Annotated in this window: 13 protein-coding genes, 1 tRNA gene and 1 other RNA gene; 11 read left to right on the plus strand and 4 right to left on the minus strand. The window is 70.7% G+C overall.

The window, feature by feature from the left end; all coding sequences use genetic code 11:
- The first annotated feature begins 305 nt into the window (after positions 1-305).
- From pruA to ABZU91_RS00045, 9 genes are all read left to right on the plus strand, one after another.
- Entirely contained in the window at positions 306-1,934 is a 1,629-nt protein-coding gene (gene pruA / locus ABZU91_RS00005; RefSeq protein ID WP_355232718.1) for an L-glutamate gamma-semialdehyde dehydrogenase, read from the plus strand.
- Positions 1,935-2,109: 175 nt separating this feature from the next.
- Positions 2,110-2,625 carry a PadR family transcriptional regulator gene (locus ABZU91_RS00010; RefSeq protein ID WP_355232719.1) on the plus strand — a complete coding sequence of 172 codons (516 nt, stop codon included), beginning with the start codon at positions 2,110-2,112 and terminating at the stop codon, positions 2,623-2,625.
- 118 nt (positions 2,626-2,743) lie between these two features.
- Complete coding sequence (gene prfB, locus ABZU91_RS00015) at positions 2,744-3,865, plus strand: peptide chain release factor 2 (RefSeq protein ID WP_355232720.1); 1,122 nt, start codon at positions 2,744-2,746, stop codon at positions 3,863-3,865.
- A 118-nt stretch (positions 3,866-3,983) separates the two neighbouring features.
- Entirely contained in the window at positions 3,984-4,664 is a 681-nt protein-coding gene (ftsE, locus tag ABZU91_RS00020; protein WP_007455859.1) for a cell division ATP-binding protein FtsE, read from the plus strand.
- Positions 4,665-4,731: 67 nt separating this feature from the next.
- Positions 4,732-5,607: a permease-like cell division protein FtsX gene (gene ftsX / locus ABZU91_RS00025; protein WP_355232721.1), complete on the plus strand. Its 876-nt coding sequence runs from the start codon at positions 4,732-4,734 to the stop codon at positions 5,605-5,607.
- Positions 5,608-5,824: 217 nt separating this feature from the next.
- Entirely contained in the window at positions 5,825-6,304 is a 480-nt protein-coding gene (gene smpB / locus ABZU91_RS00030; RefSeq protein WP_124775313.1) for an SsrA-binding protein SmpB, read from the plus strand.
- 104 nt (positions 6,305-6,408) lie between these two features.
- Positions 6,409-6,784, plus strand: a transfer-messenger RNA (tmRNA) gene (ssrA, locus tag ABZU91_RS00035).
- Between the two features lie 141 nt (positions 6,785-6,925).
- A complete protein-coding gene (locus ABZU91_RS00040) occupies positions 6,926-7,570 on the plus strand; it encodes a hypothetical protein (RefSeq protein WP_355232722.1) in 645 nt (214 codons plus the stop codon).
- A gap of 102 nt (positions 7,571-7,672) precedes the next feature.
- A complete protein-coding gene (locus ABZU91_RS00045; RefSeq protein WP_355232723.1) occupies positions 7,673-8,620 on the plus strand; it encodes a hypothetical protein in 948 nt (315 codons plus the stop codon).
- A gap of 81 nt (positions 8,621-8,701) precedes the next feature.
- Here the strand turns inward: ABZU91_RS00045 and mdlC are convergent, their stop codons facing one another.
- Positions 8,702-10,297: a benzoylformate decarboxylase gene (gene mdlC, locus ABZU91_RS00050; RefSeq protein WP_355232724.1), complete on the minus strand. Its 1,596-nt coding sequence runs from the start codon at positions 10,295-10,297 to the stop codon at positions 8,702-8,704.
- Positions 10,298-10,420: 123 nt separating this feature from the next.
- Positions 10,421-11,221 carry an S-methyl-5'-thioadenosine phosphorylase gene (locus ABZU91_RS00055; protein ID WP_355232725.1) on the minus strand — a complete coding sequence of 267 codons (801 nt, stop codon included), beginning with the start codon at positions 11,219-11,221 and terminating at the stop codon, positions 10,421-10,423.
- A gap of 172 nt (positions 11,222-11,393) precedes the next feature.
- Here ABZU91_RS00055 and ABZU91_RS00060 point away from each other — a divergent pair, with 172 nt between their 5' ends.
- Together ABZU91_RS00060 and ABZU91_RS00065 are read left to right on the plus strand one after the other, a co-directional pair.
- Complete coding sequence (locus ABZU91_RS00060; RefSeq protein ID WP_234583082.1) at positions 11,394-11,984, plus strand: YqgE/AlgH family protein; 591 nt, start codon at positions 11,394-11,396, stop codon at positions 11,982-11,984.
- Positions 11,985-12,071: 87 nt separating this feature from the next.
- Positions 12,072-12,144: transfer RNA gene (locus tag ABZU91_RS00065), tRNA-Ala, on the plus strand.
- A gap of 95 nt (positions 12,145-12,239) precedes the next feature.
- Here the strand turns inward: ABZU91_RS00065 and ABZU91_RS00070 are convergent.
- Both ABZU91_RS00070 and ABZU91_RS00075 read right to left on the minus strand, forming a co-directional pair.
- Entirely contained in the window at positions 12,240-13,448 is a 1,209-nt protein-coding gene (locus tag ABZU91_RS00070) for a HAMP domain-containing sensor histidine kinase (RefSeq protein WP_355232726.1), read from the minus strand.
- Positions 13,445-14,101: a response regulator transcription factor gene (locus tag ABZU91_RS00075; RefSeq protein ID WP_355232727.1), complete on the minus strand. Its 657-nt coding sequence runs from the start codon at positions 14,099-14,101 to the stop codon at positions 13,445-13,447. Before ABZU91_RS00075 ends, ABZU91_RS00070 begins: the two co-directional genes overlap by 4 nt.
- Positions 14,102-14,112: the final 11 nt, after the last annotated feature.

The following is a 14,112-nucleotide window of genomic DNA, read 5'->3' on the forward strand; positions in this document are numbered from 1 at the left end:
GGCGAGCGTCCCCGGCGGAGGGATCAAGCCTGACCGCCCGGAGCCGGGGACGCTCGCCCCCCAGCCCACCACCGTGAGCGGTAAGGGATCGCCCCAGCCCACCACCGCGAGCGGTAAGGGGAGGAGGGGCAGCCGGTCCTTCACGATCGGGTGACGGCGGCGGCAGGGTCAGCACCTTCGCGTGAAACAATCGCGGGAGGTCCCGCCGCTGCTCGGCCACCCCGCGCGGCGTCCGGTGTCCGGCTGTCCGGTCGGTGCCCGCGGGTCCGGTTTCGCCACCGCTGTCGAGATCGCCAGGAGCCTTGATGGATGCCGTGTTCTCCGTTCCCGAGCCGCGCAACGAGCCGGTTCGTAACTACGAGCCGGGCAGCGCGGACCGCGAGCGGCTCCAGCGGCGGCTGACCGAGCTGGCCGCCGAGCGTGTCGACCTGCCGATGACCATCGGCGGCGAGCAGCGGATGGCGGCCGGTGACCCGATCAACGTGGTGCAGCCGCACAAGCACGCCCACGTGCTCGGCGTGACCGCGCACGCCACCCACGACGATGCCCGCGCCGCGATCAAGGCGGCCAAGGACGCCGCGCCGATGTGGCGGGCACTTCCGTTCGAGGAGCGCGCCGCGATCTTCCTGCGCGCCGCCGAACTGCTCGCCGGCCCCTGGCGGGACACGCTCAACGCCGCCACCATGCTCGGCCAGTCGAAGACCGCGATCCAGGCGGAGATCGACGCGGCCTGTGAGTTCATCGACTTCCTGCGCTTCAACGTGCACTTCGCGCGGCGTCTGCTCGAGGAGCAGCCGGCGTCGTCCCCCGGCGTCTGGAACCGCTTCGACCACCGCCCGCTGGAGGGCTTCGTCTACGCGGTCACGCCGTTCAACTTCACGGCCATCGCCGGCAACCTGCCGTCGGCACCGGCGCTGCTGGGCAACACCGTGATCTGGAAGCCGGGCCCGACCCAGCAGTTCGCCGCGCACTTCACCATGCGGCTGTTCGAGGCCGCCGGTCTGCCGCCCGGTGTGATCAACATGGTGACCGGCCGGGGCGAGGAGGTCTCGGACGTCGTGCTCGCCGACCCGGACCTGGCCGGTATCCACTTCACCGGTTCGACGAAGGTCTTCCAGCAGTTGTGGAAGACCGTCGGCGACAACATCGCGCGCTACCGGGGCTACCCGCGACTGGTCGGCGAGACCGGCGGCAAGGACTTCGTGGTCGCGCACACCAGCGCCGACGTGGACGCGCTGCACACCGCGCTGATCCGCGGCGCGTACGAGTACCAGGGCCAGAAGTGCTCGGCCGCCTCCCGGGCGTACGTGCCGCGCTCGATCTGGGAGGGTGGCCTGCGTGACCGCCTGGCCGCGACCGCCGACTCGCTGACCTACGGCGACGTGGCCGACTTCGGCAACTTCGGCGGCGCGGTGATCGACGACAAGGCATTCGCCCGGCACACCGCGGCGCTGGACCTGATCGCCGGCGACGACAGCTGCCGGGTGCTGGCCGGCGGCACGGCCGACGACTCGGTCGGCTACTTCGTCCGGCCGACGCTCTTCGAGTGCTCCGATGCCGCGCACGAGACGTTCATCACCGAGTACTTCGGGCCGATCCTGGGTGTGCACGTGTTCGACGACGCCCGCTTCGACGAGGTGGTCGCGCAGGCCGAGTCGATCGCCCCGTACGCGCTGACCGGGTCGGTGTTCGCCACCGACCGCCGGGTCGTCGACGCGGTCGGCGAGCGCATGCGGTACGCGGCCGGCAACTTCTACATCAACGACAAGCCGACCGGTGCCGTGGTGGGGCAGCAGCCCTTCGGTGGCGCCCGCGCCAGCGGCACCAACGACAAGGCGGGCTCCTGGCTGAACCTGGTCCGCTGGGTGTCACCGCGGACGATCAAGGAGACCTTCGTGCCGCCGACCGACCACACGTACCCCCACATGGGCTGACCTGCGGCGACCCGCCGGCGGTGCGCCCAGCGCCGCCGGCGGTCGGTCGAGGGCGACCATCCATCGATAGTCCTCAACGGACAGTCTGTCGCCGACAGTGCACATAGGAAGACCTGTCGGGTGGCAAACCGGCAAATCCTGGACGCCGGCAGCGCAAAGTGGCAGCGTAACGGGCATGGCGGAATCCGGAGTCAACCCCACGGCGGCAGCCCTCCTCGGGCTGCTCCACGAGGGTCCCATGACAGGCGGCCAGTTGATGGCCGCCGCAGAGCGCCGGCTGGCGCCCTACTGGTCGATGACCCGCAGTCAGGTCTACCGCGAGTTGCCGGTCCTGGCCGAGCGCGGGTACGTGCGGCTCGGCAAGCCGGGCCCCCGCATGAGCCAGCCGTACGCGCTCACCGCCAGTGGGAAACGGACGTTCTCCCGCTGGCTGGCGGAGAACCCGGGGCGGGACACGATCCGCAACCCGATCGCGCTCCGGATGGCCTTCGGCAACCTCCACTCGTCCAGCCAGCTCAAGGGCCTGTACGCCTCGGCCAACGAATACCACACCGAGGCCCTCGCCCAGGTCCGGGAACAGGTGAAGAACGCCAAACGGGACGGCGAGACGTACGACGCCAGCGCGCTGGAGTTCGCCGTCGCCTACCACAAGGCGGCCCTGTCGTGGCTGAAGTCCGCCCCGGTCGGGTGATCACCGGCGGGTTCCCGGACACGGAACGAGCTGCGCCGCTGCCGGCACAGTGTCGATTTGGCGCGGACCTGCGGGGCTCGCAAGCTCACTCCTCGTCCGCGCAGTACGCTTGTCTGTCGTGACCGCTGCCGATTACGCCGAACAGCTCAAGGAACTCGACGCGACCCTGCGCAACATCGAGGCCGTCCTCAATCTGGACCGGCTGCACGAGGACAAGGCCCGCCTGGAGCAGGAGGCGTCCGCCCCTGACCTGTGGGACGACCAGGCCAAGGCTCAGCAGGTGACCTCGCAGCTGTCGTACGTCAACGGCGAGATCAGCAAGCTGGGCAGCCTGCGCTCGCAGCTCGACGACGCCCGGGTGCTGCTGGAACTGGCCGAGGCCGAGTCCGACCCGGGTGTGCTGACCGAGGTCGAGACCGAGATCACCGGGTTGACCAAGGCCATCCAGGAGATGGAGGTCCGCACCCTGCTCTCCGGCGAGTACGACTCCCGGGAGGCGCTGGTCGCCATCCGGGCCGGCGCGGGTGGTGTGGACGCGGCCGACTTCGCCGAGATGCTGCTGCGGATGTACCTGCGCTGGGCCGAGCGGCACGGCTACCCGACCGAGGTCTACGAGACCTCGTACGCCGAGGAGGCGGGCCTGAAGTCGGCCACCTTCGCGGTCAAGGTGCCGTACGCGTACGGCACGCTCAGCGTCGAGTCGGGCACCCACCGGCTGGTCCGGATCAGCCCGTTCGACAATCAGGGCCGCCGGCAGACCAGCTTCGCGGGCGTCGAGGTGCTGCCGGTCACCGAGCAGACCGACCACATCGACATCCCGGAGAACGAGGTCCGGACCGACGTCTACCGGTCCTCGGGCCCGGGTGGGCAGAGCGTCAACACCACCGACTCGGCGGTCCGGCTCACCCACATCCCCACCGGCATCGTGGTGACCTGCCAGAACGAAAAGTCCCAGCTACAGAACAAGGCCTCCGCGCTGCGGGTGCTCCAGGCGCGACTGTTGGAGCGCAAGCGCCAGGAGGAGCAGGCCAAGCTGGAGGGCCTGAAGGAGAACGCCGCCGGCTCGTGGGGCGACCAGATGCGCTCGTACGTCCTGCACCCGTATCAGATGGTGAAGGATTTGCGAACCGAGCAGGAGACCGGCAATCCCAGCGCGGTCTTCGACGGCGAACTGGACGGTTTCATCGAGGCCGGTATTCGTTGGCGTAAGCAGCGTCAGCTCGCCGGCGACAGTGCGTGACGGCGTGGGGGCGGAGCGCGTCGTCGATCTCCAGGTGAAAGCCTGATTCGACGACGCGCGCCCCTTCTGCGGGGCGTGGGGCTTGGCTCAGTTGTTACACCGCGTAGACTCACGACCCGTGATTCAGCTTGAGCAAGTGACGAAGACGTACCCGAAGGCGTCCCGGCCTTCGCTCGACAACGTGTCCGTCTCGATCGAGAAGGGCGAGTTCGTCTTCTTCATCGGTCCATCCGGCTCCGGCAAGTCCACGATCATCAAGATGCTGCTGCACGAGGTGACCCCCAACAAGGGGCGCGTCATCGTCAACAGCAAGGACGTCACGTCGATGCGCTCCTGGAAGCGACCCCACTTCCGGCGTTCGATCGGCTGCGTCTTCCAGGACTTCCGGCTGCTGCCGAACCGCACCGCCTACGAGAACGTGGCGTTCGCTCTCGAGGTGATCGGCAAGACCAAGGCGGTTGCCCGCCGGGTCGTGCCGGAGGTGCTGGAGCTGGTCGGGCTCGGTGGCAAGGAGCACCGCTACCCGCACGAGCTCTCCGGTGGTGAGCAGCAGCGGGTCGCCGTCGCCCGGGCGTTCGTGAACCGTCCGCTGATCCTGCTGGCGGACGAGCCGACGGGAAACCTGGACCCGGACACCTCGATCGAGATCATGCGCCTGCTGGACCGGATCAACCGCACCGGCACGACCGTCGTGATGGTCACCCACGACTCCAACATCGTGAACCAGATGCGCCGCCGCGTCATCGAGATCGAGAGCGGCCGCATCGTGCGTGACCAGGCCCGCGGCGTCTACGGGTGAGCCGGCGCTCACCCCTTTCGCAGCCTGACGACGAAGACTTCATGCCGGAGACCCGGAGGAAAACCCGATGCGCGTGAAATACGTCCTGTCCGAGGTACTGGTCGGACTGTGGCGCAACGTGACCATGACCGTCGCGATGATCATCACGATGGCGGTCTCGCTGACCATGCTCGGTGCCAGCGGTCTCATGTACCGCCAGGTTGACGACATGAAGGACCTCTACTACAAGAACATCGAGGTCTCGATCTTCCTGAGCCAGGAGGTGAGCGAGCAGCAGCGCACCGACCTGAACGACAAGTTGAAGAACGACCCCCTGGTCAAGGAAGTCATCTACGTCAACAAGGACGAGGCGTACAAGAAGTTCCAGGAGATGTACCAGGACGCGCCGGACCTGGTGAACGCGGTCAAGCCGGATCAGCTGCCGGAGTCGTTCCGACTCAAGCTGAACAACCCGGAGCAGTACAAGAACATCTACGACCAGTACAAGGAGACCGAGGGCGTCGACGAGATCGTCGACCAGAGCCGGCTCCTGGACAAGATCTTCGACGTCCTCAGCGCGATCCAGAACATCGCTCTGGCCGCCGCGGTCGTGATGGCCATCGCCGCACTGCTCCTGGTGGCCAACACCATCCAGGTCGCCGCGTACAGCAAGCGGCGCGAGGTGGCGGTCATGAAGCTGGTCGGCGCGTCCAACTGGTTCATCCAGGCACCGTTCGTGCTGGAGGCCGTCGTGGCCGGCCTGATCGGCGCACTGCTCGGCCTGGTGGCCCTGGTGGCAGCGAAATATCTGCTCTTCGACGGGTCACTCAAGGCGTTGCAGGGCCTGCTGTCGCCGATCACCTGGGGCGACATCCTGTTCATCTTCCCGTTCATGGCAATCGTCGGTGGCCTGGTCAGCGCCGCCACCGCCTGGATCACCCTGCGCTTCTACCTGCGGGTCTAGGGCCGTACGGGTCGCGCCCGTCGCCTTTCGGGGACCCTCCCGCAGCCGGAATAAACGGCGCGGGAGGGTCCTTGTCGATGAGGCTTATTCGGGCGGCCTCACGATGGCGCGACTTGCCCGACGGCCAGAGCCCGAATAAGCCTCATTCGGGTAGCATGATCGGTTGTCCGGCCGGGGTGGCCCGGAGTCGGACGGACCAGGGGAGGGGGTGGCGCCGATGCCACGGGAAAAGGGGCGCAAGGTGGTCGCCTCCAACAAGAAGGCGCGCCACGACTACGCGATCCTCGACACGTACGAGGCGGGTATGGCGCTGACCGGCACCGAGGTCAAGTCGCTGCGGGCCGGGCGGGCGTCGCTCGTCGACGCGTTCGCCCAGGAGCGCGACGGCGAGCTGTACCTGCACGCGATGCACATCCCGGAGTACACGCAGGGCACCTGGACCAACCACGAGCCCCGGCGTACGCGCAAGCTGCTGCTCAACCGCGGTGAGATCGACAAGCTCGTCGGCAAGACCCGTGAGGGCGGTCTGACGATCGTCCCGTTGCAGGTCTACTTCTCCGACGGCTGGGCCAAGGTCGAGATCGCCCTGGCCAAGGGCAAGAAGTCGTACGACAAGCGCCAGGACCTCGCCAAGCGCGACGCGGACCGGGAGATCGCCCGGGTGTCCGGTCGGCGCGGCAAGGGAATGGACGACTGATTCATCACGTTTGTCCAGGTCGGCACGCCGACTCGGGGCTCGGGATGAAAGCCGTTGCGGCAGGCGTTATCCTTGTCAGTGCCGCCACATCGGCGGCCTGTCGAGGGGGTGACTGGTTTCGACTTCGTACGCAGCGACAGGGGAAGCGAGCCGAGGAAGCCGACGTCGTCTCGAGAATCGGTCGTCGGAAACTTATAAGCGCCAAGAGCAATCGCGCTGACTTCGCTCTCGCCGCCTGAGGCGAGTAGCTAAGTCTGTCGGCCTGGGAACGCCTTCGTCCCAGTAGCCGGCATCAGCTAGAAGGCTGGCCAATCGGACCCGGTCGCGGGGTCCGTGCGGCGAGATCAATCAGCGACTGGGCCCGTCACACCAACTTGCTCGCGTGAGCGGTGGGGCCGAGTAGAGGCACAGCGAGCTGCGCTCGGAGAAGCCCTGACAAACCGGCGAAGGACCCGGGTTCGATTCCCGGCACCTCCACCACCTCGAAGCGATGCGCCCCGGCCGATCGGCCGGGGCGCATCGTCGTATCTGGCCGATGTCACCCGTGGAGTCGATCACCGCGGCGCGCTCGGCACCGGCGCCGGGCGGCGGGGTGGGGTCGTCGCCGCCTACGCTGCCGCTGTGGCGAACCAGGAACTGCGCCTGTCGGTCGGCGCGTCGGCCGGTCAGCGCACGCTCGCGGTGGTGACGGGGGTGCTCGTCGCGGCGATCGGTGCGGCGTTCGTGCTGGTACCCCTGCTCGCCGGCGGGCTGCTGCGTCGCCTCACCGGTCCGGGGGACGGGTTCGCCTCCTACGAGGACGCTCGCGATCTACCGCCGGGAATGCTCCCGCCCGCCCTGCGGGAGTCCGGGGGCGACCCGGGGCGGGGGCTGTTTCTCGGGCTCTGCGGGCTTCCGTTCGTCCTGCTCGGCGTCTACCTGGTGCTGCGGGTGCTGCGGACGGCCGCGTGGTTGGACGGCACCCGCGTGCACGTGCGGGGTGCCCTGCGCAGCCGTACCGTCGATCTCGCCACCGCCGCCGTCGACCCCGGGTCGTACCGCGAGACGGGGGAGGACGCTCCGGCCCGTGGGGACCGGTCGGCCATCGTCGTCACCGATCGGGTCAGCGGGCAGCGGGCCACGATCCCTCTGCGGGGCATGGGCCTGTCCATCCTGCCGCCGTCCGAGCTGCGCGCACTGGCCGACGCGTTCGTTGCCGGTGGTGCCGAGGCCGCGCCCGGGGCTCGCGCCGTCGCCGCCGAACTCCGCCGACTGGCGAACGCCTGAACGCCTCCGCCGCCGACACCGTGCCGTCGCGGGCCGAGGAAGGTGCCGCGAGACCTGAGTCGACCGCGGAACCCACGGCTCGCCGACGCCGTCCAACCCGGCATGCGCCGACCGGTTCTGCTGCTCGTACTGCCTCTGCTGTCCATGGTGGGCTGCGCCGCGACCGGGGTCGACCCCGCCGTCGGCCCCACCGCGTCGACCAACCGTGCGTTCGACGAGCGGGCCACCGCGGTCGCCGCGGCGTGGCGGCCCGGTCCGGCCTGGCATGACGGGTACGTCCCTCTGCAGGGACCGACCGTGCTCACCGGCGACCCGCGCTTCACACCCGACACCGAGACGGCCTTCCGGGCCGGTTGGTACCGCGCGCAGGTCGCCATCCCGCCCACCCGCGTCGGTGCCGAGATCCGCTTCCCGGACGGCCGGATGACGCTGCCGCTGGTCAGCGCGGCCGAGGCGTACCGGCAACTCGACCAGGGTGACCCACTGCCCTGCCCGGGACGGCCGAAGCGACCCGGCCGGCCGAGCCCCGGCGGTCCGACAGTCGAGCCCGGGCCGGACGGCTGGGCGACCAGCCCGACGGAGACGGCCTGCCTTCCGCTGACGGTCACCGGGGTGACCCTCGGTGCCGTACCGGTCCGGACGAGTCGAGGCGAGGCGCAGGTACCAGCCTGGTTGTTCACGGTGGAGGAGCTGGCCACCGCGGTGGCCCAACTCGCCGTCGCGCCGACGGCGGTCACACCGGTCCCCTCGGCGCCCCCACCGACGCAGCCGCTGCCGGACGGGTTGGTGGGTGCCCAGGACCTCGCGGCGGTGGACGACGCTCGGTTGACCGTGCGCCTGGGCGTGGGCGCCTGCGACACCGGCATCACCCCGCTGGTCTCCGAACGGCCGGACGTGGTGATCGTCGGCGGCGCGGTCACCCGGTCCACGGGCGTCTGCACCGCCGTGCTCAAACTGGAGCCGGTCACCGTCACCCTGGCCGCGCCGCTGGGGGCGCGGCCGGTCCTGGACGTCTTCAGCGGCACTCCGCTGTCGATCGCCCCGCGGTGACGCCCGCCGGGCCCTGGCCGCCGACCGCCCGTATTGCGCCCCGGGCGCGGTGCGACCATTCGTGCCGCGTCCGGCTCCTGCTCAGAGGATCGTGGGCACGTCGGTGCTGATCGGCACCGGCAGGACGGTGGGACCCTCGGCGCGCAGGCCGGTGGCGAGGGCCGCGCCGAGTTCGTCGGGGGTCTGCACCACCTCGGTGGCGCAGCCGTAGCCGGCTGCGATCGCGGAGATGTCCAGCCCCGGCAGGTCCAGCCCGGGCACCCCCGGAGTGTCCTTCAGCTCGGCGAAGGCCTTCAGGATCGCGTACTGCTGATTGATCGGGACGACGACCACGACGGGCAGGGACAGGCGCGCGGCGGTCCAGAGCGCCTGCACCGAGTAGTGGAACGAGCCGTCGCCGATCACCGCCACCACCGGCCGGCCGCGCCCGGTGTCCCGCTCGGCCAGCGCCACCCCGATCGCGGCCGGCAGGCCGTAGCCGAGCCCGCCGCTGGCCATCGTGAAGTACGACGCCGGCCGGTTGATGCGCAGGCGGCGGCGGAGCGCGGCCAGGTTGGACGGTGACTCCTGGACCAGCACGCCGTCCGAGGGCCAGTGCGCGGCCAGCGCGGCGAACATCGCGTCGGCGCTCAGCGGCGCGGTGACCTCCGGCGGCGTCGGGGCGGCCCGAGGTGCCGGCGGTCGACGGTCGACGGCCGGGAGCAGGTCGAGCAGGGCGGCGAGGGCCAGTCCGGGGTCGCCGAGCAGGCTGTCGCCGACCGGGGCTCGGGCCGCCTCGTCCGGGTCGTCCGTGACGTGTAGCAGCCGGGCGCCCTCGGGCAGGTGGTCGCCCGGCACGTGCGGGTAGTAGCGGAACACCGGCGCGCCGACGACCAGGACGGTGTCGTGCCCGTGCAGCGCCTCCGCCAGTGGTCCGATCGCGAACGGCAGGACGCCCCGGAACTGCGGGTGGTCCTCCGGGAACACGGCCCGCTCCGGCGCCGGGGCGGACCACACCGGTGCGGCCAGCCGCTCGGCCAGCGCGACGGCCTCCGGCCAACTGCCGGAGCGGTCGACGCCGGGCCCGAACACCAGTACCGGGTCACGGCTGTCGGCCAGTATGCGGGCGAAGGTCTCCAACCGCTGCGGGTCCGGCGCGAATCGGGTCGCCACCGAGCGCGGTGCGGGCGGCGCCTCGGCGGGCTGGGCCCAGTCGTCCATCGGCAGGGAGAGGAAGACGGGCCCGACCGGGGGCTGCACGGCTGTCGCGTACGCCCTCAGCAGCGCCGCCGGGATGTCCTGCGCGCGGACCGGCTCGTAGCTCCACTTGACGTACGGCTCGGGTAGTTGGACGGCTCGCCGGTTGGTCAGTCGGGGCTCCAGCAGCAGCATTTCCCGGGTCTGCTGGCCGGCGGTGACGATCAGCGGGGTCTTGTTGTGCCAGGCCGTCACCAGGTTGCCCATGCCGTTGCCCACGCCCGGGGCGGTGTGCAGGTTGACGTGCGCGGGGGTGCCGGCCGCCTGGGCGTACCCGTCGGCCATCGCCACCGCCGTGGCCTCGTGCAGCGCGTGGACGTAGTGGAAGTCGGCTGGGAAGTCGCGCAGGAACGGCTCCTCGGTGGAACCGGGGTTGCCGAAGACGGTGGTCATGCCGAGGGCGCGGAGCACGTCGTACGTCGCGTCCCGGACCGTTGTCATCGTCGCCTGCCTCCGTCTCGCGCGCAGGAGCGACCGTGGCCGCCCTCCCGATCAGCCGAATCTATCGGGATGTGACAGACCTTTCGGGCTTTTCCGGCGTCCGAGGAGGCCTTCGGAGAGCGCTCAGGGGAGCGCGAAGGGCAGTTTGATGCCGTCGAGAGCCCGACCGCAGGCGCAGTCCTGCTCGGTGGGCAACGCGGCCACCGCGTCCAGCAGCACGTCCCGCAGGCGCTCGGTGTTGGCCGCGAAGACCCGGAAGACCTCGTCCTGGGTCACCGACTCGCCCGCCCGCACCCCGGCGTCCAGGTCGGTGATCAACGCGATCGAGGAGTAGCAGAGCGCCATCTCGCGGGCGAGTACCGCTTCCGGGTGGCCAGTCATGTTCACGACAGTGCCGCCGATCGAGGCGTACCAGCGGGACTCGGCCCGGGTCGAGAACCGTGGGCCCTCGACCACCACCACCGTCCCACCGTCCACCGCCGTGACGTCCCGGGAAGCCGCCGCGGCGAGCAGGGCGTGACGGCCCCGTGGGCAGTACGGGTCGGCGAACGGCACGTGCACCGCGCCCTCGTCGTAGTAGGTCTGCACCCGTCCGCTGGTGCGGTCGACGAGCTGGTCCGGCACCACGAACGTGCCCGGCCCCAGCTCCGGACGCAACCCCCCGACGGCGCACGGCGCCAGAACCTGGCGTACGCCGAGGGAGCGCAGCGCCCACATGTTGGCCCGGTACGGGATTCGGTGCGGTGGGAACCGGTGGTCGGAACCGTGCCGGGGCAGGAACGCGACCCGTCGCCCGGCCACCTCCGCGATGGTCACCGCGTCGGACGGCGGACCGTAAGGGGTGCCCAGCTCATGGGGGGTGCCGTCGAGGAGGGCGTAGAGCCCCGAGCCGCCGATCACCGCGAGGTCCGCCGTCGGTGCCATCGAGCCTCCGTCGCAACTGTCCGATCACCCGCCGCTCAGACCTTAGCCAGCGCCCGGGACGCAGGCTATGGTGCCAGGCATGGCGTTGACAGCGCGGCGGACACCGATGCACCGTGCGGAGGCGGCGAATGACGGAACCCGGGTGCGGGCTCACGGCTGACGGGTAGGCGGGATGCAGGGAGAGGGCCAGGCGATCGGCGGACGGGCGATGGAGTCGATGACCGGGCGGCTGCTGGTCGCGACTCCGGCGCTCAAGGACCCGAACTTCGACCGTACGGTGGTGCTGCTTGTCGCCCACGAGCCGGGCGGCGCGCTCGGCGTCGTCCTGAACCGGGCGACCGAGGTGCCGGTCGCCGAGGTGCTGGGTGACTGGAGCGACCTGGCCCGCCACCCGGCGGTGCTCTTCGAGGGCGGCCCGGTGCAACCCGACTCGGCGATCTGCCTGGCCCGGATGCGGCAACCGCTGCGCCGGCTCAAGGGCTTCCACCAGGTGTCCGGGGCGGTCGGCACGATCGACCTCTCCGTCGACCCGGAGAAGCTGCGGGAGAGCATCGGCGGGATTCGGGTCTTCGCCGGTTACTCCGGCTGGGGCAGCGGCCAGTTGGAGCAGGAGATCGCCGACGGCTCCTGGTTCCTGCTGGACGCCCTGCCCGGCGACGCCTTCGTCGACCGCCCCGACGACCTGTGGCCGATGGTGCTGCGGCGGCAGGGCGGGATGATGGCCGCGGTCGCCCACTTCCCGCCGGACGTGGCGCTGAACTGACCCGGCCGGTCGGGGACCCCGCGAGATGACCATGCCAGCCGGTCTGTGTATAGTTTCCCAGTGCCCGGGCGACCGGGACGACAGCAAGGGGCCGTGGCGCAGCTGGTAGCGCACCACACTGGCAGTGTGGGGGTCAGGGGTTCGAGTCCCCTCGGCTCCACCCTTGTTTTTGCAGGTCAGCGGCTTGGTCGGGTTCACCGGCCAGGCCGCTGACCTTTTCTGCGCCGAGACGCGCAGCTCGCCGGACCGGGCCGGTCAGGCGGCGGCCCGAGGCGAAACTGTCGGTAGGCGGACGGTGAAGGTCGCGCCGGCACCGGGCCGGCTGTCGGTGGAGATCGTCCCGCCGTGGCTGGTGACGACCTCGCGCAGGAGGGCCAGGCCCAGACCGAAGCGCCGGTCCTTGGCCCCGGCACCGCGGTGGAAGCGGTCGAAGAGGTGTCGCGCGTCGGCGGGATCGAAGCCGGCACCGCTGTCCCTGACCACCAGGTCCGCGCCGCAGCGGGAGGTGTGCAGGGCGACATCGATGCGGCCGCCGCTCGGGGTGTGCGTGAGGGCGTTGGCGAGCAGTTCACCGACCATGCGGCGCAGGGCCGAGGCGATGCCGGGGACCAGGACCGGGCTGTCCGGGACTGTCACGTGCAGCTGGACGCCCTGCTCCGCGGCGCGGTCGGCCTCGCAGTCGACGGCCTGGGCGGTGAGGAGGGCCAGGTTGACCGGCTCGGAGAGGTGACGGTCGACCGGGGTGGCGGCGAGGCGGGCGGAGAGCAGGAGCTCGTCGACGATCTCACCGAGGCGTCCGGTGGTCTCGATGAGGCGGTCGTAGTCGGCCCGGTCGGCCCCGGCGCGGCGGGCCAGGATCTGGGCGCGGGTGTGGACCTGGGCGATGGGCGTCCGGAGTTCGTGGCTGGCGTCGGCGACGAACCGACGTTGCCGTCCGAGCGCCTCGGCGAGCGGTGCCACGGCCCGGCGGCCCACGGCGATGCCCGTGAGGGCTGCCGCGGCGAGGCCGACGATCGCGGCGAGCAGGAAGGCGGCGAGCAGGTGACGCCGGTCGGAGAGTTGGAAGCGTGCGTCGAACACGGCTTGCACGACTCCCGTGCCGCGTGGCTGGGTGCGGACGTAGTAGGTCGTGCCGTTCCGGTCGACCTTGTCGCTGTGGACCTGCTGGTCGGAGGCCGCCGCGTCGATGGCGGAACGCAGGGGGAAGCCCGGTGGCGGCGGGTTCCGACCCAGGTCGGTGCGGCCGCCGTCGGACAGGATGATCCAGCTACAGGCCGGCGGCCCGTCGATGGTGCCGTGGACCACGCCGTAGCTGAGCTCTCGTTCGATCTGCTCGTGCTGGTTGTGCAGCAGGGCGGCATAGGAGATGGCGGCACCCAGGGCGAGCAGCGCCGTCATGGTGAGTCCGACGAGCAGACTGACCCGCGCCCTGGCTCGGCGCAGCATCGTGTCCTCGACGTTCACAGGCTGCCCAGCCGGTAGCCGAGGCCGTGGACGGTCCGGATCACCGAGCGGCCGAGCTTGCGGCGCAGGTAGTAGACGTACGTGTCGACCAGGGACGCCGCGGCAGCCTCGTCGAAGACTCGGCTGCGTAGCTCGGCGCGGGAGTGGACGGTGAGCGGCCGGGACGCGAGGACCCGGAGGAGCTCGAACTCGCGTGCGGACAGGGCGATCCGGGTGCCGTCGGGTAGGACGGCGTCGCGTACGGACAGGTCGAGCTGGCCTGCCCCGAACCGCAGCACCTCGGTGGAGTCGGTGACCCGGCGGCAGAGGGCCCGGATGCGGGCGCTCAACTCGTCCAGGTCGAAGGGTTTCGTCAGGTAGTCGTCGGCACCCGCGTCGAGGCCGGCGATCCGGTCCTCGACGGTGCCGAGCGCGGTCAGCAGCAGCGCCCGGGCGGCCACCGCACGCGAGCGCAGCCGGACGACCAGGTCCAGCCCGTCGAGGGCCGGTAGGCGTCGGTCGATCACCATGACGTCGTACGGCCGGGTGAGCCCCAGATGCAGACCGCGCTGACCGTCGGGGGCCTGGTCGACGACGTATCCCTCGCCGGTCAGTGTCTCGGCCACCATGCCGCGCAGCTCCGAGTCGTCCTCGACGAGCAGGAGTCGGTTCATGCTTCGATAGT

The organism is Micromonospora sp. NPDC005174, from assembly GCF_040608495.1.
Taxonomy (GTDB): domain Bacteria; phylum Actinomycetota; class Actinomycetes; order Mycobacteriales; family Micromonosporaceae; genus Micromonospora.

Bases quoted from the DNA above. Each gene is read 5' to 3' on its own strand.
- pruA (WP_355232718.1), top strand. From the start codon at position 306: ATGGATGCCGTGTTCTCCGTTCCCGAGCCGCGCAACGAGCCGGTTCGT.
- ABZU91_RS00010 (WP_355232719.1), top strand. From the start codon at position 2,110: ATGGCGGAATCCGGAGTCAACCCCACGGCGGCAGCCCTCCTCGGGCTG.
- ftsX (WP_355232721.1), top strand. From the start codon at position 4,732: ATGCGCGTGAAATACGTCCTGTCCGAGGTACTGGTCGGACTGTGGCGC.
- smpB (WP_124775313.1), top strand. From the start codon at position 5,825: ATGCCACGGGAAAAGGGGCGCAAGGTGGTCGCCTCCAACAAGAAGGCG.
- ABZU91_RS00045 (WP_355232723.1), top strand. From the start codon at position 7,673: ATGCGCCGACCGGTTCTGCTGCTCGTACTGCCTCTGCTGTCCATGGTG.
- mdlC (WP_355232724.1), bottom strand. From the start codon at position 10,297: ATGACAACGGTCCGGGACGCGACGTACGACGTGCTCCGCGCCCTCGGC.
- ABZU91_RS00055 (WP_355232725.1), bottom strand. From the start codon at position 11,221: ATGGCACCGACGGCGGACCTCGCGGTGATCGGCGGCTCGGGGCTCTAC.
- ABZU91_RS00060 (WP_234583082.1), top strand. From the start codon at position 11,394: ATGCAGGGAGAGGGCCAGGCGATCGGCGGACGGGCGATGGAGTCGATG.
- ABZU91_RS00075 (WP_355232727.1), bottom strand. From the start codon at position 14,101: ATGAACCGACTCCTGCTCGTCGAGGACGACTCGGAGCTGCGCGGCATG.